Here is a 19542-nt window from a genome sequence, read left to right on the forward strand (position 1 = left end):
CGGCCGGCATAGTTTTTCCCGAAAGCGTGCGCGGTCGCGAGCTCCCTCGCTAACGTGTATCGGCGATGCCGCCGACGGTCTTGCGCAAAACACCTCGCGTTGCGCGGTTGCGGGCGCACGAAGGTGGCAGCCCAGGGCGGTCATGCTTTTCCAAGCGCTACGGTCCTTGCCGCGTCTCCATAGTCACGCATTGAGATGAATCAAATCGGCAACTTCACCGCTGCGATAGGCAACCGGCTGCCGGAGGCACCCGACGCGGCCCGTGCCTGGTGGACCAGGAGTTGCAAAGTGGATTTCACGCTCTCGGATTCGCAAGTCGAATGGCGCGACCGCGTCCGGTTCTTCATCGACAGCCACGTCGTTCCGGCCGAAGAACGCTACGACGCGCATTTGCGGCAATTGGGCAGCGGACGCTGGGAAGTTCCGCCGGTCATCGAGGAGTTGAAGGCGCGCGCTCTTTTAGAGGGACTGTGGAATCTGTTCCTGCCCCCGTCCGAACACGATGGAGACGGATACCACGGCGCCGGACTTTCGAACCTCGACTACGCGCTTTGCGCCGAAGAGATGGGGCGGGTCGGCTTTTCGGCCGAGGGGTTCAACTGTTCCGCGCCGGATACCGGCAACATGGAAGTGCTCCACCGCTACGGCACGCCCGAACAGAAGGCAGCCTGGCTGCGGCCGCTGCTCGACGGGGAGATCCGCTCCGCGTTCCTGATGACCGAGCCCGATGTGGCGTCGTCGGATGCGACCAATATCCAGACCTCCATCCGGCGGGACGGCGATGAGTACGTCATCAACGGGCGCAAGTGGTGGTCGTCGGGGGCCGGAGATCCGCGCTGCAAGCTGGCAATCGTGATGGGCAAGACCGACCCGGACGCTGCCGCACACCTCCAGCAGTCGCAAATCCTCGTGCCGATGGACACCCGCGGCGTCGAAATCGTGCGGATGCTCCCCGTCTTCGGCTACGACGGGGCACCGCACGGCCATGCCGAGATCGTTTTGCGCGACGTCCGCGTGCCGGTCGGCAACATGATTCTCGGGGAGGGGCGCGGGTTCGAGATCGCGCAGGGCCGCCTCGGTCCGGGGCGCATTCATCATTGCATGCGGACCATCGGCGCCGCCGAGCGCGCGCTCGAAGCGATGGCGGAGCGGCTGCTGTCGCGCGTAGCGTTCGGCAAGCGCCTCGCCGACCAGTCGGTGTGGGAGCAGCGCCTGGGCGAAGCCCGGATCGACATCGAGATGGCGCGGCTCCTGTGCCTCAAGGCCGCCGACATGATGGACAAAGTGGGCAATAAAGCAGCGCGCAGGGAAATCGCGATGATCAAGGTGGCCGCGCCGCGGACCGCGCTGCGAGTTATCGACGATGCGATGCAGGCGCATGGCGCAGCCGGGGTGTCGGACGACTTCGGCCTCGCCCGTGCGTACGCCGGGATGCGGACGCTGCGGATTGCGGACGGGCCCGACGAGGTCCATTTGCGCGCGATCGCACGGATGGAGCTTGCGAAGGTTGGCGAAAGGATGTCTGCCTGGCGCGACCGCAAGCCGGCCAAGCAAAGGTGAGGACGCTTGAAGATCACGCTTTACGGCAAGCTCGGCGAGGCGCTCGGCCGCGAGGTCACGATCACGGAAACTGACGTTCGCTCGATTTCCCAGATCCGCCGGGTTCTGGCGGACCGGCACCCCGATCTCGCTTCCGACTTTCTCTCCGTACGCGTGCGCGCCTGCGTCAACGACGCCATCGTCGGAGACGACCACGCCATCGAGGCGGGCGATACGGTCGCGCTGCTGCCGCCTGTATCGGGCGGATGACGTGATCGACGCGCGGATCACGGGCGAGCCGCTCGACGCGGCCGGAGAGTTCGCCCGCTTCCTCGGACGCATCGCGGGCGACGGCGCGGCGGCGAGCTTCGTCGGTATCGCGCGGCCCGCGACCGCCGACGGTGACGCGGTGACGGCGATGTTTCTCGATCACCATCCTTCGCTGACCGCACACTCGGTCCAAACCATCGCAGCGAGCGCCAGCGACCGCTTCGGCGCCAGCGCGGTGCTGGCGGTCCATCGCCATGGCTTGGTCGAGCCGGGCGATCCGATCGTGCTCGTCGCCGCGTCTGCACCGCATCGGCGCGCGGCGCTCGAGGCGGTCGATTACATGATGGACCGCTTGAAAACCGAGGCGATCTTCTGGAAGCGCGAGGACACGCCGAGCGCGAGCCGGTGGATCGAGCCGACCGACGCGGACCGTGCCGACAGGGCACGCTGGAGCGATGATGGGAATTGACGACAGCCTGACCTTCCATCCGCTGCGCATCGCGGTGCTCACGGTATCGGATACGCGCGACGGGACCACGGACAAATCGGGCGCGCTGCTGGCCGAGCGGCTGGTGGCGGCCGGGCACGAATTGGCCGGGCGGCAAATCGTCAAGGACGATGTGGCGGCAATCCGCGCGGCGGTCGGGAAATGGGTGGCCGACGAGGCAATCGACGTCGTCCTCGCGACCGGGGGCACCGGCTTTGCCCCGCGCGACGTGACGCCGGAGGCCGTGCGCCCGCTGTTCCGCCGCGAGATGGACGGCTTTCCGGTCCTGTTCCACCATGCGAGCTTTGGCACCGTTGGCTTCTCGACACTCCAGTCGCGCGCCTGCGCGGGGCAGATCGAGGATACGTTCGTGTTCTGCCTCCCGGGGTCCACCGGCGCGTGCCGCGACGCGTGGGACCTCGTGCTCGCGTTCGAGCTCGACAGCCGTCACCGGCCGTGCTCGCTCGCCGGGCAGATCCCCCGCCTCCGCCACCTGTGCGCATGATCGCGGAGCGCGCGGCGATGATCAGCTACGACGAAGCCGCCCGGCTGATCGGGGAAGCGGCACAGCCCCTCGCCAGCGAGCAGGTGGCGATCGCGCAAGCCGCCGGCCGGGTCCTGGCCGCGCCGGTGATCGCGCACGTCGACGCGCCGCCCGCCGACTCTTCGGCGATGGACGGGTACGCGGTGCGCGAGGCGGATTTGCCCGGCGTCTTGCCCGTAATCGGCGAATCCTTCGCCGGGAGGGGATTCGCCGGCACCGTCGCGCCCGGTACGTGCGTGCGGATCTTCACCGGCGCGCCGGTCCCGGCCGGTGCAGACCGCGTCGTCATCCAGGAGAATGTCACGCGCGAGGGCGAGCTGGCGACGATGCCGCCGGGCGCGGGCGCGTGGCATATCCGCCAGCGTGGATCCGATTTCACGGTCGGCGACATACTGGTCGAAGCAGGTACCCGGCTGGGCCCACGCGCCCTCGTCACAGCCGCTGGGGCCGACCTGGCGAAAGTCGAAGTGTGGCGCCGCCCGCGGGTAATCATCCTCGCCACCGGCGATGAGTTGGCCGCGCCGGGCGAGGCGCGCCTGAACGCTGAACGGATCCCCGAAAGCGTCTCGTTCGGTGTTGCCGCAGTGGCGCAGGAATGGGGCGCCGAAGTGGTCGACACCCGGCGGTTGCGCGATGACCTGGCCACCATGGAGCAGGCCGCGGGCGAGGCGATCGCACAGGCGGACCTCGTCGTGGTGACCGGCGGCGCCTCGGTCGGTGAAAAGGACTTCGCCAAAACCATGTTCGCCCCGTGCGGGCTCGACCTGGTGTTTTCGAAGGTCGCCATCAAACCGGGCAAGCCGGTCTGGTTGGGACGTTGCAGCAGCAGCCTCGTCATGGGCCTGCCCGGCAACCCGACCTCGGCGATGGTCACCGCCCGGCTATTTTTCGCGCCGCTAGTGGCGGGCCTTTCGGGGCGGACGGCGCGCACAGATTGGGTAGAGGTTCCGCTGGCATGCGAGTTGGCCGCATGCGGGGACCGGGAGACATTCGTCCGCGCGCGCCGCACTCCGGCAGGGGCGGTGCCGGTCGGCAACCAGGATTCGAGCGCGCAGGCCGCGCTCGCCCAGGCCGACCTCCTGTTGCGCTGCCGACCGAACCAGGCGGCGCGACAGGCCGGCGAACTGGTCGACGCGATCGACTTCTAGCCGAGACGCGCAGCGGCCGCCGCCAGCTCGGCAGGGGTGTTGAGATTCTCGGCGGCAGCGTCCTCCAGCTCCGCCACGGCAAAGCCGATCGTCCGCGCGAACCCCACCAGCGATGTCTGTCCCGAGGCCGCATATTCCTCGATGCCCACTAGCCCCTCGGCGGTCCACAATCCGCACACCGGGTGGAGGCGGCCGCCGGCCGAAGCCAGCACAGCGGCGTGTCCCGCCAGGGCCGCCGCCAGCCGGCCAGGCAAGTCATCGGACAGGAATGGCATGTCGCACGGGATCGACAGCACCCGCGCGCAGGCCAGCCCGCGCGCTGCGGCAAGCCCGGCAAGCGGGCCGGCAAGGCAAGGTGGGTCGAACACCAACGGTAGCTCGACCGCGCCGACTTGACCCCGGTCGCGGACCGAGATCGCGACCGTCTTGCTCCAGCTCCGCGCGCGCTCGACGGCGCGGTCGAGCAGGCTCCGTTCGCCCAGCAATCGATGCGGCTTGCCGCCCCCCATCCGGCGGCCGTCGCCTCCGGCCAGGATTACAACGGCAAGCGAATCACCGGCGCGTGACGCGCTAGCCATTCCCGCCGCTGCCCTGCGCGAGATCGATCAGCCCGGCGTGGTCGAGCACCTCGACTCGGTTCTGAGCGGCGAGCCGGATCAGTCCGCGGCTGCGCAGCTCCGCGAGCATCCGGCTCACCGTCTCCTTGGTGAGGCCGAGGTAGTCCGCGATATCGAGGCGGTTCATCGGCAGGTCGAGGATTTGCCCCTCACCCGTGCCGGCCCGCTCCTGCCGTTCGAGCAGTTCGAAGAAGAAGCTCGCGAGGCGCTCGGCGGCAGTCTTGCGGCCGAGCAGCACCATCTGCTGCTGAGCGGCCGCGAGTTCGTGCGCCGACAAGTGATAGAGCTCGCGCTCGATCGAGGGGTTCTGATCGACGAAACGGGTAAAGGCATCGCGCGAGAACCACCAAAGCTCGGACCCTTCGAGCGCCTCGATCGTGAAGGCGTATTCGCCCTCGACTGCCACGCCGAGGAAATCGCCGGGGAACATGAAACCGGTGACCTGCCGGCGCCCGTCGAGCAGCAGGGTGTAAATCTTGAGCGAGCCGTAGGTGAGCATGAACACGCGGCGCGCCGGATCGCCCTCGTGGAATACCGTCTGGCCTTCCTGCAGCCGCTGCATCGTGCCGAGGCCCCGGAGCGCCGCGAGCACTTCCGGCGTCTGGGTGCGGCAAATCGTGACCGGGCGGACCGGGCAATCCGCGCACGGATGGCCTGTCGGCAGGTCGGTCAGCGGGCCTCTGGGAATATAGGACACGAGGGATACCTTTGGCCGAATCCGGGCGGGCAGCAATCGGATTGATGTGGCTCAACGCTTCCTAGCGCCTGCGGCATAGCGTGCAACCGGGGTGACCGGGGAAAGGATGCCGTGGCGGATCTGCACGTCGTGTGCCTGGAACAGGGAGATCTTGCGTCGGCCTACCCGCTCGTGCGCTCCGCGGCTGGGGTGACGCCCGACGCGTGGCAGAAGTTCGCTCACCGCTTGATGGGCGGCGGCGGGGGTGTGCTGGCGGTGCGGGTCGACGGCGGGTGCCTTTATGGCCTCGCCACCTTCCGCCCGCTCGATACCCTGCGGCACAAGCGGGCGCTGCATGTCGAGCTGCTTGTGACGATCGATCTCGGAAGCCGGCAATCAGCGCGGGAGGTCTTGCTTGACCGACTGCGAAGGATTGCCGAGGAGCGGGCCTGTCGCAGCTTGATGCTGACCGTCCCCGCGCGGAGCGGCCCTGGCGCGACCCAATGGGCGAAAGGGGATTTCACCGCACCGACGGCGACGCTGGTGTGCGAGCTTGGCTCTAGCGCGCACCATCCGCGCACCGCGCTGGCGGCCTCACCGCGCTAGGCCGAGCCCTGTGGACTTGGGGACGCGCTAGAGCAGGAACCAGATCGCCAGCGCAACGCAAACCACCGTCACCACCAGCCAGATCCACGGCCAGCCTTCGCCTTCGCCCTCCCTGGCCGAGGCGGTGTCGATCGGAGACGGCGTGCGGTTGGTGGTGTCGTACACCGTTTCCGATGTGCTCTTGAGCGCCGGGTTCAGCGGGGTGCTCTCACCGGTGTCCGGCAAGCGATCGCTCATTTGGACCTCCCTCGTGCGCGTGTGGGTGTTCGCTCGGTGCGTGAGTATGTTCGCCGCATCCCTTCGCGGTCAAGCGCCAGTCGACCATCGCCAGCAAGCAGTCGGTACCCGGGTCGGAGCTATCCCGCATCGTTGAAACGAGCGTCGCCCAGTCCTCTTCGTCGGCAAAGCGCGAGAAATCGGCGATCGCCGCGCGGACGTAGCCGGTGGTGCTCAGCCCGGTCTGCTGCGCGGTCTCGGCGACCCGGCGCGCGAGCTCGGGATGCGAACCCGCGAGCCACGCCTGGAACCCGCTCGCCGATCTGCGCGCCGCGCCGAGGATGTCGCCCAGCGTCGTCATCCCTGCGCGGCCGCCGCGTCGATCAGCACGCCTTCGATCTTCCCGCGCCGAGCAAGTTCGGCGACGTAGCGCGCAGCTTCGAGCGACCAGCTGCGGGCCTCGAGCATGTCGGCGATCTTCGCCTGCGCCGCCTCGTACGGCAAAGTCTGGCCGGGGATCCTCCGGTGGAGCCGCAGGACGTGCCATCCGAAGCGCGAACGCACCGGCTCGCTGCCGGTCTCGCCATCCGCCAGCGCCTCGATCGCGCCCTGCACCACCGGGACCAGATCGCCCCGCCGAATCTGGCCGAGCGAACCGTCCTGCAACTTGGATGCGCAGGCCGACATCTCGCGCGCGGCCGCAGCGAACTTGGCCGGGTCTTGGCCGACTTCGGCGATGATCGACCGCGCGCTGGCTTCGGCAGTCGCCCACGCAGCCTCGTCCTGGCCTTCGGGCTCGATCAGCACGTGCGCCGCTTCGAACAGGTCGAGCGTGCGGAAGCGGTGGATGTTGGCGTCGTAGTAGCGCCGGCACTCGAGCTCGCCGGGCAGCACGGGCGCGACTTCCTGCTCGATCACGGCGCGAATGATCGCGTCGTCTTCCGCTTCGTCGCGGCCGTCTTCGTCGGCGTCCGGGTCCCCTGCCACGCCGAGCCGTGCAGCCTCCTGCAACAGCAGTTCGCGAACCGCCAGCGCGCGGGCCGCTTCGACCCATGCGGTTTCCGCATCGGGTGCCGGATGGTGCTGGATTTCGCGCGCGATCGCCTCGGGATCGATCTCGACCCCGTTGACGAACACCTCGCCGAAGCTGGGCGGCGGCGGCATCAGCGGTTCGGGACCGCCGCTGCAGCCGTGGCTTTCGCACGAGCTCGGCATCACCGGCGCCGGGCGCTGGCTCGGATCGGCAAGATTTATGACGTCGAGACGGCGGCTCATGCTCCCTCCTGTCCGCTTTCGGCCATCTGCCGCATGACGGTGGTTCCGCCGAAGCTCGGGGCAACGCCGGCAGGCCCTCGGTCTGGCGAATAGTTCGGCTTGCCGACCCGGCGCGAGCGGACGATCTGGTAGCCCGGCCGCAGGAGGAACCAGATCGGCGCGCTCCAGATATGGACCAGCCGGGTGAACGGCGTGATGACGAACAGGGTCAGCCCGAGCACGATGTGCAGCTTGTAGACCAGCGCCGTCTCCTTGATGATGTCCGGGGCGGCGGGGTTGAGCGTGAGGATGCCGTTGGCCCAGCCCATGAACCGCAGCATCTCGCTGCCGTCGAGGTGCTGGAGCGTCCAGTAGGTGGTCGCCAGACCGAGCGTGAGCTGGAGCCAGATGAGCACCAGCACGAGGATGTCGCCGATCGACGAGCTGCGGCGGATGCGCGGGTCGAACAGCCGGCGGTGGAGCAGCAGGGTGGCGCCAATGTAGGCCAGCAGACCGGCGATGCCTCCCACCACGAGCGCGGCGGTCTGCTTGAAGCCGTGGCCGATGCCCATGAAATCGAGCACGTTCACCGGCGTCAGCAGACCGACCAGGTGGCCGAAGAACAGCACGATGATGCCCATGTGGAACAGGTTCGATCCGATCAGCATCTGCTTGCGGCGCAGGAACTGGCTCGATTGCGATCGCCAGCTGTACTGGTTGGCGTCGAAGCGCATGATGCTGCCGACCACGAGCACCGTGACCGCAAGATAGGGATACCACCCGAACGCCATCTGATTGATGAAATCGGTCATCGTCCTGCCTCCTGTGCCTTGGCCCGGTTGGCCGCCCTGATCCGCGCGACGGGACCGGTCGGTCCGCCCATGTCATGCGCCGCGTGCGAGCTGAACGAGACCGGCGTCTCCTCCCAATCGTCCTCCACGTCGGGATCGATCGGTGGAGTGTTCTCATCGACGCCGGCAACCGCCGCCGTGTCCGGCCGGGCGCCGCTCAGTGCGACCACTCCATGAAAGATCGCCGCATAATCCGACCCGCGCTTGTCGAGCCGCTCGGCCAAAGCAGCGAACACGTGCGCGGGTTGTTCGAGCGTCTCGCGCGCCTCGGATGACGGAAGGCATGAGGCGTATTCGAGGAACACCGGGATGAAATCGGGCAGCTCGCTTGCTTCGAGGAAGATGCCGCTCTCGATGTACTGGTGCCCCAGATCGATCATCGCTTGGCCGCGCTCGCGGCTGTCGCCGTGGACGTGCTCGAACAAGTGCAGCGACAGCGATCGCGAGCGATCGAACAGTTCGCTGTAGGCCGACTGGGAATCGAGCAACTCATCGTCGGCCAGCCGATCGAGCAGCGGCTGGAGCCGCCGCACGGCCGCGCGGGGCAGCGCCCCTTCCGCCCCGATCGCGTCGGCAATCTCGCCCGCGTGGTCCTTCAATTCCTGCGACGGATACCCGAGCAACGCGGCAAAGGCCTTGAGGGTGGTGTTCATGTCGTCGGGACTTCCATGCGCGGATCGCGCGCAGGTCTCTTGGCCCCGCCTCCGAACAGGTTGACCTTGGTCTTGCCCAGCGTGTTTTCCTTGAACCCGAAGCCCGACGAACCGCGCAGGACGAAAGCGTCCTCGTCGAGCTCGCGGCGCGCGGTCGGGATGACGTAGCGGTCCTCGTAGGCTGCCAACGCCATGATGCGGTACATCTCCTCAATCGTCGTGCGGTCGAGGCCCACGCGCGCCGGGATCGATTCGTCGATCCTGCCATCCACGGTCTTGGCGCGCATGTACGAACGCATCGCCAGCATCCGCTCGAGCGCGGTGGCGATCGGCTCCTCGTCGCCTGCCGTCAGCAGGTTGGCGAGGTAGCGCAAGGGAATCCGCAACGACCGGACGTCGGGCATCCCGTCGAGCGCCGAGATCTTGCCGGCTTCCGCGGCCGATTGGATCGGCGACAGCGGCGGCACGTACCAGACCATCGGCAGGGTGCGGTATTCAGGATGGAGCGGGAAGGCGATCTTCCATTCCATCGCCATCTTGTACACCGGCGAGCGGGTCGCGGCCTCGAGCCACTGGTCGGGAATACCCTCGGCCCGGGCGGCTTGCTGCACCGCGAGATCGTTGGGATCGAGGAACACCCCGAGCTGCGCCGGGTAGAGGTCCTTCGGGTCCTCGACGCTGGCGGCTGCCTCGATCTTGTCGGCATCGTACAGCACCACGCCGAGATAGCGGATACGACCGACGCAGGTTTCGGAGCACACCGTCGGCTGCCCGGTCTCGATCCGCGGGTAGCAGAAGATGCATTTCTCGGATTTGCCGGTGGACCAGTTGTAGTAGATCTTCTTGTACGGGCAGCCCGACACGCACATCCGCCAGCCGCGGCACTTTTCCTGGTCGATCAGGACGATCCCGTCCTCGGCCCGCTTGTAGATCGCGCCCGAAGGACACGAGGCGAGGCACGCCGGGTTGAGGCAGTGCTCGCACAACCTTGGCAGGTACATCATGAACGTCTTTTCGAACTGGCCGTAGATCTCCTTCTGGACCCCTTCGAAGTTGTAATCGGCCGAGCGTTTCTCGAATTCGCCGCCGAGCATGTCCTCCCAGTTGCCGCTCCATTCGATCTTGTTGAGCAGCTCGCCGGTGACGAGCGACTTGGGCCGCGCGGTGGGTTGCGCCTGCAGCTCCGGCGCGGATTGCAGCCACTCGTACTCGAACGTGTACGGCTCGTAGAAATCGTCGATCTCGGGCAGGTGCGGGTTGGCGAAAATCTTTGACAGGATGCGCCACTTCGAACCTTGCCGCGGCACGATCCGGCCCCGCTTGGTTCGGACCCAGCCTCCCTTCCAGCGCTCCTGGTTCTCCCAGTCCTTGGGGTAACCGATGCCGGGCTTGGTCTCGACGTTGTTGAACCACGCGTACTCGACGCCTTCGCGGTTGGTCCACACGTTCTTGCAGGTGATCGAGCAGGTGTGACACCCGATGCATTTGTCGAGGTTGAGGACCATCGCGATCTGAGCACGGACCTTCATTCCGCGGCCTCCTTGGTGTCGGTTCGGTTCGCCGCGCCGGTTCCCCAGTCGGCGGTTCCGCCGGCAACGTTGGCGCTGTCGTCAGCGGCTTTGTCGAACCAGTTCACTTCGCTCATCTTTCTCACGATCACGAATTCGTCGCGGTTCGCGCCGACCGTGCCGTAGTAATTGAAGCCATAGGAGAGCTGCGCGTACCCACCGATCATGTGGGTCGGCTTCATGTTGATCCGCGTGACGGAATTGTGGATCCCGCCCCGCTGGCCGGTGATCTGCGATCCGACCGTGTTCACCAGTTTTTCCTGCGCGTGGTACATGATCGCCGACCCCGGCATGATCCGCTGCGAGACGATCGAGCGGGCAGTCAGCGCCCCGTTGACGTTGAACACCTCGATCCAATCGTTGTCGACGATCCCAGCCGCCCTGGCGTCATCCTCGCTGATCCACACCGTCGGTCCCCCGCGGTTGAGGCTGAGCATGATCAGGTTCTCGGTGTAGGTCGAGTGGATGCCCCACTTCTGGTGCGGGGTGAGGATGTTGAGCATGATCTCCTTGTTGCCGTTGGGCAGCTTGCCGATCACCTGCAGCACCGTCTTGGTGTCGATCGGAGGGCGCCAGGTTACGAACCCCTCGCCGAACGCCCGCATCCAGTGGTGATCCTGGTAGATCGACTGGCGCCCCGACAGCGTGCGCCACGGGATCAGCTCGTGCACATTGGTGTAGCCCGCGTTGTAGCAGACGTGCTCGCTCTCCAGCCCCGACCAGGTCGGCGAGGAGATGATCTTGCGCGGCTGCGCGGCGACGTCGCGGAAGCGGATTTTTTCCTCTTCCTTGCCTTCAGCCAGGTGGCCATGGTCGCGCCCAGTCAACTCTCCCAGGGCGGCCCATGCCTTGACTGCGACCTCGCCGTTGGTTTCGGGCGCGAGCATCAGGATCGTCTCACAGGCGTCGATGTCGCTGTCGATCTTGGGCCGACCCGCCGTCGGGCCATCCAGCACGCGCCCGTTGAGATCACCGAGCAACCCGATTTCCTTGTCGGCGTTCCACCCGATGCCCTTGCCCCCATTGCCGAGCTGTTCGAGCAGGGGGCCCATTGACGTGAACCGCGCGAACGTCTCGGGATAATTGCGCTCTACCAACTGCACGTTGGGCATCGTCTGGCCCGCAATCGGCTCGCACTCACCCTTCAACCAATCCTTTGGCTCATACGCCTGCGCCATCTCGCCAGGAGTGTCGTGCTGGATCGGAGTGAGGACCACATCGTGCTCGACGCCGAGAACCTCCGGCGCGATGTCGGAGAACTTCTTCGCGATCGCCCGGAAGATGTTCCAATCGCTTTTGGTTTCCCATGCCGGGTCCACCGCTGCTGACAGCGGGTGGATGAACGGGTGCATGTCCGACGTGTTGAGATCGTGCTTTTCGTACCAGGTCGCGGTCGGCAGCACGATGTCCGAATAGATGCTGGTGGTCGACATTCGGAAGTCGATGTTGACCATCAGGTCGAGCTTCCCGACCGGTGCCTCGTCATGCCACACGATGTCCTGCGGACGATCAATGCGTTCGTCTTTGTCGGTACCGACGACTCCGTGCATCGATCCGATCAGGTGCTTCAGGAAGTACTCGTGCCCCTTGCCGCTCGCGCCCAGCACATTGGAGCGCCAGAAGAACATGTTGCGCGGCCAGTTCAGCGGGTTGTCGGGATCGAGGCACGCTGGTTTGATCTCGCCCGACTTCCACCCGTCGACGACCACCGTCACCGGATCGGCCTGGGTTTCGTGGAGGTGGCGGCCCAGTTCGATCGGGTTCAATTGCAACTGCGGGGCTGACGGGAGCCACCCCATTCGCTCCGCCTTCGCATTGTAATCGATCATGCTGGCCGACCAATCGCCTTCCGGCGCGACCGGCGAAAGAAGTTCGGACATTTTGAGCGTTTCGTAACGCCACTGGTCGGTGTGGGCGTAGAAGAAGCTCGTGCCGTTCATCTGCCGCGGCGGCCGGGTCCAGTCGAGCCCGAACGCCAGCGGGTTCCATCCGGTTTGCGGACGCAGTTTCTCCTGTCCTACGTAATGCGACCAGCCCCCGCCGGACTGGCCGATACAGCCGCACATAACGAGCAGCGCGATGATCCCGCGATAGCTCATGTCCATGTGATACCAGTGGTTGAGTCCCGCCCCCAGGATCACCATCGAGCGGCCGTTGGTCTTTTCGGCCGTTTCGGCGAATTCCCGGGCCACCTGGATGATCGCCGCGCGCGGCACACCGGTCACCTTTTCGGCCCACGCAGGCGTGAAGGGGAGGTCCTGTTCATAACTATCGGCGACGTTGTCCCCGCCAAAACCGCGGTCGACGCCATAGTTTGCACACATCAGGTCAAACACGGTGGCAACGTAACCGGTTGTCTTGTCGGCAAACTGCATGGATTTGAGCGGGACGTTGCGCATCAAGATCTCGTCGTGACCGGTGGCGACGAAGTCATGCGGCGCGGTACCGCCGAAATAGGGAAATGCGACTGGTTCTATGGCGTCTTCGTGACCCGCGAGCGTGGTACGCAGCTTGACCTCCCGGCCTTGGCCGTCCTTTTCCTCGAGGTTCCACTTGCCCTTATTACCCCAGCGGAAGCCGACCGAGCCGAGGGGGGCGACGAGGTCGCCCGACAGCTCGTCGTAAGCAACGGTCTTCCACTGGGGATTGGCGTTCTCTCCGAGTTCTCCGCCGATGTCCGCGGCTCGCAGAAGATGGGCGGGCACCAGCCGGCCGTTTCGTTCGACTATTTTGACGAGCAATGGGAAATCCGAATATTTCCGCGTGTAGTCGGAAAAGTACTCGACCTGCCGGTCAACGTAAAACTCGCGCAGGACCACGTGCCCCAGCGCCAGCGCCAGAGCAGCGTCCGTCCCTTGCTTCGGATGGAGCCACAAATCGGAGAACTTGGCCGCCTCGTTATAGTCGGGCGAGATCACGACGCTCTTGGCGCCGCGATAGCGGACTTCGGAGTAGAAGTGCGCGTCCGGGGCGCGGGTCATGGGGATGTTGGATCCCCACACCAGCAGGAAGCCCGCGTTGTACCAGTCGGCGCTTTCGGGAACGTCGGTCTGCTCGCCCCAGGTCTGCGGCGACGACGGCGGCAGATCGCAGTACCAGTCGTAGAACGAGATCAGGTTGCCGCCGATCAGCGACAGGTAGCGGCTGCCGGCTGCATAAGAGATCATCGACATGGCCGGGATCGGAGAGAACCCCGCGATCCGGTCGGGCCCGTATTTCTTGATCGTATAGGCGTTGGCGGCGGCGATGATCTCGGTGACCTCGTCCCAGCCCGAACGGACGAAGCCGCCGCGGCCGCGCTTCGCGACCCAGTCGCGGCGCTTGTCGGGATTCTCGACGATCGATTCCCACGCGGCGACCGGTGTCATCGTCTTGCGCGCCTCTCGCCAGTGACGCACCAGTCGGGCGCGCACCAACGGGTATTTGATGCGCGTGCCCGAATAGAGATACCAGCTGTAGCTGGCCCCGCGCGGGCAGCCGCGCGGTTCGTGGTTGGGCAGATCCGGCCGGGTACGCGGGTAGTCGGTCTGCTGGGTCTCCCAGGTAACGATGCCGCCCTTGACGTAGATCTTCCACGAGCACGAACCGGTGCAGTTCACCCCGTGAGTCGAGCGCACGATCTTGTCCGCCGCCCACCGCTTGCGATAGGCGTCCTCCCATTCGCGCGGCTCGTCGGTAGTGATCCCGTGTCCGTCGGAGAACTTTTCACGCGCGCGCCGGAAGTAAGTCAGACGGTCGAGGAAATGGCTCATGCGTCGTCGCTCCTGTGATCAGGCTGGCTGGGCATTTGCAGGGCGCCGGCGCGCCCCTTCGTTGCGATGGAGAACCCCGCGCGGTCCGCTGTAGGCGAACCACGTCAGCGCGGCGCAGCTCAGGTAGAAAATGAGGAAGCCCCACAGCGCGGCGTCGGCGGTGCCGGTGAGGTCGATCGACGACCCGTAGGCCTTGGGAATGTAGAACGCGCCGTAGGCCGCGATTGCGGAGGTGAAGCCGATCACCGCCGCGCCTTCGCGCTCCGCCTGGACCCGGCGCTGGTCGTCGGTGAGGCCGGGCTCGGCGAGGTCGATCGCCTGGCGCATGATTCCCGGCACCATCTGGAAGGTCGAGGCGTTCCCCACCCCGCTGACGAAGAACAGCAGCAGGATCATCCCGAAGAAACCCGGGAAGCTCGCGCGGTCGAGGAAGTAGATCATCCCCACGATGGCGAATATCTGGACCACAAAGACCCAGAAGGTCACCCGCGCGCCGCCCAGCCGGTCCGATATCCAGCCCGTCCCGGCCCGCGAGAGCGCCCCAAGCAGCGGGCCGACGAAGGCATACTTGAGCGCGTCGACTTCTGGGAAAACCATCTTCGCGAGCAGCGGAAACCCGGCCGACATGCCGATGAAGGTCCCGAATGTGCCGGTATAGAGCCAGCACATCAGCCAGGTGTGGGCACGGCTGAAAATCGAAGCCTGGTCGGCGAACGTCGAGCGCGCGGAAAGGATGTCGTTCATCCCGAACCATGCCGCCAGAGTGCCAAGGCCGATCAGCGGCACCCACACGAACCCGGCGTTCTGCATCCAGAACTGCGTACCGTCCGTCGCCGTCTGGGCTTGCCCGCCGAGCGCGCCGAACAGGCTCATCGTGACCACCACGGGGACGAGGAACTGCATCAGGCTGACGCCGAGGTTGCCCAGCCCGGCGTTGATCGCCAGCGCGTTGCCCTTCTCCGACTTCGGGAAGAAATAGCTGATGTTCGCCATCGACGAGGCGAAGTTGCCCCCGCCAAAGCCGCACAGCAGCGCGAGGACGAGGAAGATCAGGTAGGGCGTCTGCGGATTCTGGACCGCATAGCCGATCCCGAACGCGGGGATCAGCAAGGAGGCGGTCGATAGCGTGGTCCACAGCCGGCCGCCGAACACCGGCACGAGGAAAGCGTAGAAGATGCGCAGCGTCGCCCCCGACAACCCCGGCAACGCCGCGAGCCAGAACAACTGGTCCGTGGTGAAATCGAAGCCGATCGCGGGCAGCCGCGCGACGACGACGCTCCACACCATCCACACGGCGAACGAAAGCAGCAGGCAGTAAGTCGAGATCCAGAGGTTGCGCTGGGCGATAGGGCGTCCGGCGGTCTGCCAGAACGCCGGATCCTCGGGCCGCCAGTCTGCGATCGGTCCCGCCTTGCGCGGCGGGGCGACGATGCCCGGTTCTCCCAGGCCCTGCATTTCGGGCAGCTCCGGCACTTGCGCCGACGTGCCGCGGCGCAGCGCGCTGCGCTCCATCTGGCGGATCGCGAAATGCATCCACACCAGCGCGACCAGCACGAGCACGAACAGCAGCACGAACGCGCTGGTCCAAACCCCCGTCAGGTCGAGCAACGCACCGAATGCGAGCGGGAGGATGAAGCCACCCAAGCCGCCAATCATGCCGACCAGTCCGCCGACCACGCCGACGTGGTTGGGGTAATAAACAGGGATGTGCTTGAACACGGCGGCCTTGCCGAAGCTCATGAACAACCCGAGCACGAAGATCGTCACCAGGAATGGGACGAGGCCCATCTGAGTACGGAAGCTGATCGGTCCGTGGATGCCTTCAATGATGTACGTTGTCGGAGGGTAAGACAGCATGAAGGTGGTCAACACCGACAAACCGAAGGTCAGGTATAGCACGGACCGTGCGCCGTAGCGGTCCGACAGCTTGCCGCCGTACATCCGGAACACGCTCGCCGGGACCGAGTAGAACACCGCCAACATGCCGGCAGTCTCCACGTCGAGGCCGTACACTCCCATAAGGTAGCGCGGCAGCCACAGCGCCAATGCGACAAAAGCGCCGAAGACGAAGAAATAATAGAGCGCGAAACGCCAAACCTGGACATTGCCGAGGACCGCCATCTGCTCCTTGAGCGGGATGCCCTTGCGCCCCTCTTTCCGGCGCGCGACCTCGTCGGGATCCTCGCGGGTCAGCACAAGGAAGATCACCGCCGTCGCGATCAGTCCGGCGGCCCAGATCTGCGCCACCGTCTGCCAGCCGAACGCGACCATCACGAACGGCGCCGCGAACTTGGTCACCGCCGAACCGACGTTGCCGGCGCCGAATATGCCCAGCGCGGTACCCTGCCGTTGGGGCGGGTAGAACTTCGAGACGTACGTGACGCCGACCGAGAACGTGCCCCCGGCGAGACCGACGCCGAGGGCTGCTAGCAGCAGGGTTTCATAACTGTCTGCGTAGGACGTGAGGAACGTCGCGATACCGGCCAGCACCATTACCGCCGCGAACACTCGGCGCCCGCCGATCTGGTCCGCCCACACGCCGAGCAGCACGCGCGAAAGCGAGCCGGTCAGGATCGGGGTTCCGATCAGCAGCCCGAATTGCGTCTCGCTGAGGCCGAGCTCGTCCTTGATTTGGAGGCCGATGATCGAAAAGATTGTCCAGACGGCAAAGCAGGCAGTGAAAGCGGCGGTGCTCGTCCACAGCACCCGGCCGTCGCCGCGTCCTGTTGATGGTATTGCGTCAGCGGACATTTGGTCCTCGTGATCCGGCTGGGCCTGCCAGGACCATGGGCCTTCGATGCCGTGGCGCATTGACCAGAATCATTTCGGCGTCCGACGTCCCGCGATCCCGCTTCAGGAGCGCCGCCTCGCTCATCCCCCTGTCACGCTCATATGGCGCGCCACCGATGGAGCGGCGGCCAAGCCGATGCGGAAGTCGTGACGCCGCGGCTTGCGCGCCAGTAGTCGGTCGAGCAACGCGTTGACTTCCTCCACGCCGCCCTCGCGCATCGCGTCGCGCAGTTCGACCTTCTGGTCGTGCCCGAGGCAACCATAGACGGTTCCGGTGGCCGCCACCCGAATCCGATTGCAGCCGTCGCAGAAGTTGTTCGTCAAGGGCGTGATCAATCCGAGCCGGATGCCAAGTCCACCGACTTCGAAATAGCGCGCCGGCCCGCCTGTGCGTTGCAGCGAAGGCGTCAGATCGAAACTGTCCTCGAGAGCGCGCCGGACTCGGTCGAGCGGGAGGTAGTGCTCCGTGCGGTCCTCTTCGACGGCGCCCAGCGGCATCGTCTCGATCAGCGTGAGATCGTGACCCTGGCTGCCGCACCAGCGCAGGATGTCGGCGATCTCCTCCTCGTTGATGCCGGCGAGCGCGACGGTGTTGATCTTGACCGCCAGGCCTGCGGCGCGCGCCGAGTCGATCCCCCGCAGCACTTGCGCGAGGTCGCCGCCGCGGGTGACGTGAGCGAAGCGATCGGCGCGCAAGCTGTCGAGGCTGACGTTCACCCGGCGGACGCCGGCCGCGTAGAGCCCTTGTGCGAACTGTGCGAGCCGGGTCGCGTTGGTCGTCAAGGTGAGTTCGTCGAGGCCGGAACCGATCCGAGTTCCGATCGCCGCGACAAGCTCGAGAAACCCCCGGCGGACCAGCGGTTCGCCTCCGGTGAGGCGGATTTTGCGCACCCCGCGCGCAATGAACACGTCGGCGAGGGCGGCAATCTCCTCGAGCGAGAGAATCTCGCGCCGGGGCAGGAACTGCATGCGCTCGGACATGCAATAACGGCAGCGCAAATCGCAGCGATCGGTAACCGAGAGGCGGACATAATCGATCGTGCGACCAAAGCTATCGACCAGCCCCGGCTGAGTGCCCGGTGTGACCCCGTCCCGCATCACGCTGCCTACACACCTCCGAAAGAGTTGCCGCTCGCTACCCCAGCTTGTGGTCAATTATGTGATATGAATCAATTGCGGAATGTGCCGGCGAAGTACGGCTGCGGCATGCAGTCCCCTTCGATAACGGCGGGCACCTTCGCCCGCTATGCCCGCGCGAACGTTCCGCGCTACACCAGTTAGCCCACAGCGCCGGCCTTTTCGCCAGCGGTCGGTGAGAGTCACTACCGGGGTTGGCTATCCGCGATTCCGCAAGGCGCCGGCATCTCCGTATATCTCCACGTGCCATTCTGCCGGGCGATGTGCCTTTATTGCGGATGCCACACGACGGTCACCGCGCGGGACGAGCCGATCGCGCGTTATCTCAATGCGCTCGAGGCTGAAATCGAGCTCGTCGCGGCCGCGATGCCACACGGCCTAGTGCTCAAGCACCTGCACTTCGGAGGCGGCTCGCCGACGCTGGTGCCGCCAGACCGGATGATCGCGCTGATGGCGAGGCTGCGGTGCCACTTCGCGTTTGCCCCGGACGCCGAGATCGCGATCGAGGTCGATCCGCGCACCTTGAGCGCAGAGTTGGCCGAAGCGCTCGGTAAGACCGGGTTCACCCGCGCCAGCATCGGGGTGCAGAGCTTCGACCCGGTCGTGCAGCGGGCAATCAATCGCGTGCAGAGCTTCGAAGTCACGCAGGCGGCCATCGATTTGCTAGGGAGAGCGGGTATTGAGCGCATCAACCTCGACCTCATCTACGGCCTGCCGCACCAGACGGTGCAATCGTGCTGCGATACCGTGACACAGGCACTGGAGCTTGCGCCCGACCGCTTCGCGGTCTTCGGCTATGCGCATGTCCCGGCGTTCAAGAAGCATCAGCGCCGGCTCGACGAAGCCGCTTTGCCCGACATGGAGGAACGCCTCGCGCAGTCGCAGGCGATCGCTGCTTCGCTGACGGAAGTCGGGTTAGCCGAGATCGGCCTCGACCATTACGCGCGTGCCGACGATCCGCTGGCTGAAGCGTGGCGGACCGGCGCGCTGCACCGCAACTTCCAGGGCTATACCACGGACGATGCCGACGTTTTGGTCGGCTTCGGCTCCTCGGCGATCGGACAACTGCCGCAAGGCTATGCCCAGAACACCGTGCTGATCTCCGACTACTTGCAGCGTGTGGCCGAAGGCCGGCTGCCGGTCGCGCGCGGCTACGCCTTGTGCGAGGAAGACAAGGTTCGCGCGGCGGTGATCGAGCGCATCATGTGCGACCGGCGGGTCGATCTCGCCGCTGTGTGCGGCAGCTTTGCCTGGGAGCCGGCGCAGATTGTCGACGAGGATTATCTCGCCGCGCTCGAGGACGACGGCCTGCTCGCGCGCCGTGGCATGGTGCTCGAAGTCACGCCGGCGGCATATCCTTTGGTGCGGTCGGTGGCCGCGGCGTTCGACGCCGGCCTCGCCCAGAACCGCGAGCGCTATTCGCGCGCGGTCTGA

General features: G+C 66.0%; 17 protein-coding genes and 1 pseudogene. 7 read left to right on the forward strand and 11 right to left on the reverse strand.

The genetic code is table 11. The annotated features are described in order from the left end of the window. Positions 1–288: 288 nt before the first annotated feature. From E0504_RS12400 to E0504_RS12420, 5 genes are read left to right on the forward strand one after another with little or no spacing between them, the layout of a single operon-like run. The gene (locus E0504_RS12400; protein ID WP_131624452.1) at positions 289–1560 is read left to right on the forward strand and encodes an acyl-CoA dehydrogenase family protein; all 1272 of its coding nucleotides are present in this window, start codon (positions 289–291) and stop codon (positions 1558–1560) included. A gap of 6 nt (positions 1561–1566) precedes the next feature. Continuing rightward, a complete protein-coding gene (locus E0504_RS12405; protein WP_131624454.1) occupies positions 1567–1809 on the forward strand; it encodes a MoaD/ThiS family protein in 243 nt (80 codons plus the stop codon). 1 nt (position 1810) lies between these two features. Beyond that, the gene (locus tag E0504_RS12410) at positions 1811–2278 is read left to right on the forward strand and encodes a molybdenum cofactor biosynthesis protein MoaE (RefSeq protein ID WP_131624456.1); all 468 of its coding nucleotides are present in this window, start codon (positions 1811–1813) and stop codon (positions 2276–2278) included. Next, complete coding sequence (moaB, locus tag E0504_RS12415; protein ID WP_131624457.1) at positions 2265–2801, forward strand: molybdenum cofactor biosynthesis protein B; 537 nt, start codon at positions 2265–2267, stop codon at positions 2799–2801. Before E0504_RS12410 ends, moaB begins: the two co-directional genes overlap by 14 nt. A gap of 17 nt (positions 2802–2818) precedes the next feature. After that, entirely contained in the window at positions 2819–3988 is a 1170-nt protein-coding gene (locus E0504_RS12420) for a molybdopterin molybdotransferase MoeA (protein ID WP_131624459.1), read from the forward strand. Here E0504_RS12420 and E0504_RS12425 read toward each other — a convergent pair. Together E0504_RS12425 and E0504_RS12430 are read right to left on the reverse strand one after the other, a co-directional pair. Then, positions 3985–4566 (reverse strand): molybdenum cofactor guanylyltransferase, encoded by a 582-nt coding sequence (locus tag E0504_RS12425; protein ID WP_131624461.1) that lies wholly within the window; start codon positions 4564–4566, stop codon positions 3985–3987. The genes E0504_RS12420 and E0504_RS12425 overlap by 4 nt on opposite strands. Next, positions 4559–5302 (reverse strand): Crp/Fnr family transcriptional regulator, encoded by a 744-nt coding sequence (locus tag E0504_RS12430; RefSeq protein WP_131624462.1) that lies wholly within the window; start codon positions 5300–5302, stop codon positions 4559–4561. Before E0504_RS12430 ends, E0504_RS12425 begins: the two co-directional genes overlap by 8 nt. Positions 5303–5413: 111 nt before the next feature. Here E0504_RS12430 and E0504_RS12435 point away from each other — a divergent pair, with 111 nt between their 5' ends. Next, complete coding sequence (locus E0504_RS12435) at positions 5414–5887, forward strand: hypothetical protein (RefSeq protein WP_131624464.1); 474 nt, start codon at positions 5414–5416, stop codon at positions 5885–5887. A 27-nt stretch (positions 5888–5914) separates the two neighbouring features. Here the strand turns inward: E0504_RS12435 and E0504_RS12440 are convergent, their stop codons facing one another. The 9 genes from E0504_RS12440 to moaA all read right to left on the reverse strand — a co-directional run bounded on the left by E0504_RS12440 (position 5915) and on the right by moaA (position 18069). Further along, a complete protein-coding gene (locus tag E0504_RS12440) occupies positions 5915–6124 on the reverse strand; it encodes a hypothetical protein (protein ID WP_131624466.1) in 210 nt (69 codons plus the stop codon). Further along, entirely contained in the window at positions 6096–6464 is a 369-nt protein-coding gene (locus E0504_RS12445; protein WP_131624468.1) for a hypothetical protein, read from the reverse strand. The genes E0504_RS12440 and E0504_RS12445 overlap by 29 nt, the downstream gene beginning before the upstream one ends. Further along, positions 6461–7378 (reverse strand): peptidylprolyl isomerase, encoded by a 918-nt coding sequence (locus E0504_RS12450; protein ID WP_131624470.1) that lies wholly within the window; start codon positions 7376–7378, stop codon positions 6461–6463. Before E0504_RS12450 ends, E0504_RS12445 begins: the two co-directional genes overlap by 4 nt. Next, entirely contained in the window at positions 7375–8169 is a 795-nt protein-coding gene (gene narI / locus E0504_RS12455; RefSeq protein ID WP_131624472.1) for a respiratory nitrate reductase subunit gamma, read from the reverse strand. The genes E0504_RS12450 and narI overlap by 4 nt, the downstream gene beginning before the upstream one ends. Continuing rightward, positions 8166–8861 carry a nitrate reductase molybdenum cofactor assembly chaperone gene (gene narJ / locus E0504_RS12460; protein ID WP_131624474.1) on the reverse strand — a complete coding sequence of 232 codons (696 nt, stop codon included), beginning with the start codon at positions 8859–8861 and terminating at the stop codon, positions 8166–8168. The genes narI and narJ overlap by 4 nt, the downstream gene beginning before the upstream one ends. Beyond that, the gene (narH, locus tag E0504_RS12465; RefSeq protein WP_131624476.1) at positions 8858–10390 is read right to left on the reverse strand and encodes a nitrate reductase subunit beta; all 1533 of its coding nucleotides are present in this window, start codon (positions 10388–10390) and stop codon (positions 8858–8860) included. Before narH ends, narJ begins: the two co-directional genes overlap by 4 nt. Further along, entirely contained in the window at positions 10387–14181 is a 3795-nt protein-coding gene (locus tag E0504_RS12470) for a nitrate reductase subunit alpha (RefSeq protein ID WP_131624478.1), read from the reverse strand. Before E0504_RS12470 ends, narH begins: the two co-directional genes overlap by 4 nt. Positions 14182–14199: 18 nt before the next feature. Next, complete coding sequence (locus E0504_RS12475; RefSeq protein ID WP_131624579.1) at positions 14200–16932, reverse strand: MFS transporter; 2733 nt, start codon at positions 16930–16932, stop codon at positions 14200–14202. 120 nt (positions 16933–17052) lie between these two features. Next, on the reverse strand, positions 17053–18069 hold the full coding sequence (gene moaA / locus E0504_RS12480; RefSeq protein WP_131624580.1) for a GTP 3',8-cyclase MoaA: 1017 nt from the start codon (positions 18067–18069) through the stop codon (positions 17053–17055). A gap of 123 nt (positions 18070–18192) precedes the next feature. On the opposite strand from moaA, the pseudogene hemN reads away from it, so the two are divergent. After that, positions 18193–19542, forward strand: a pseudogene (hemN, locus tag E0504_RS12485) (oxygen-independent coproporphyrinogen III oxidase).

The sequence above is a fragment of the Parafrankia sp. BMG5.11 genome, assembly GCF_004337455.1.

Excerpts from the sequence above, each read along its gene's own strand:
- narJ (WP_131624474.1), bottom strand. The coding sequence starts at position 8,861 with ATGAACACCACCCTCAAGGCCTTTGCCGCGTTGCTCGGGTATCCGTCG.
- E0504_RS12445 (WP_131624468.1), bottom strand. The coding sequence starts at position 6,464 with ATGACGACGCTGGGCGACATCCTCGGCGCGGCGCGCAGATCGGCGAGC.
- E0504_RS12425 (WP_131624461.1), bottom strand. The coding sequence starts at position 4,566 with ATGGCTAGCGCGTCACGCGCCGGTGATTCGCTTGCCGTTGTAATCCTG.
- narH (WP_131624476.1), bottom strand. The coding sequence starts at position 10,390 with ATGAAGGTCCGTGCTCAGATCGCGATGGTCCTCAACCTCGACAAATGC.
- E0504_RS12420 (WP_131624459.1), top strand. The coding sequence starts at position 2,819 with ATGATCAGCTACGACGAAGCCGCCCGGCTGATCGGGGAAGCGGCACAG.
- E0504_RS12475 (WP_131624579.1), bottom strand. The coding sequence starts at position 16,932 with ATGTCCGCTGACGCAATACCATCAACAGGACGCGGCGACGGCCGGGTG.
- moaA (WP_131624580.1), bottom strand. The coding sequence starts at position 18,069 with ATGCGGGACGGGGTCACACCGGGCACTCAGCCGGGGCTGGTCGATAGC.
- narI (WP_131624472.1), bottom strand. The coding sequence starts at position 8,169 with ATGACCGATTTCATCAATCAGATGGCGTTCGGGTGGTATCCCTATCTT.
- moaB (WP_131624457.1), top strand. The coding sequence starts at position 2,265 with ATGATGGGAATTGACGACAGCCTGACCTTCCATCCGCTGCGCATCGCG.
- E0504_RS12450 (WP_131624470.1), bottom strand. The coding sequence starts at position 7,378 with ATGAGCCGCCGTCTCGACGTCATAAATCTTGCCGATCCGAGCCAGCGC.
- E0504_RS12440 (WP_131624466.1), bottom strand. The coding sequence starts at position 6,124 with ATGAGCGATCGCTTGCCGGACACCGGTGAGAGCACCCCGCTGAACCCG.
- E0504_RS12470 (WP_131624478.1), bottom strand. The coding sequence starts at position 14,181 with ATGAGCCATTTCCTCGACCGTCTGACTTACTTCCGGCGCGCGCGTGAA.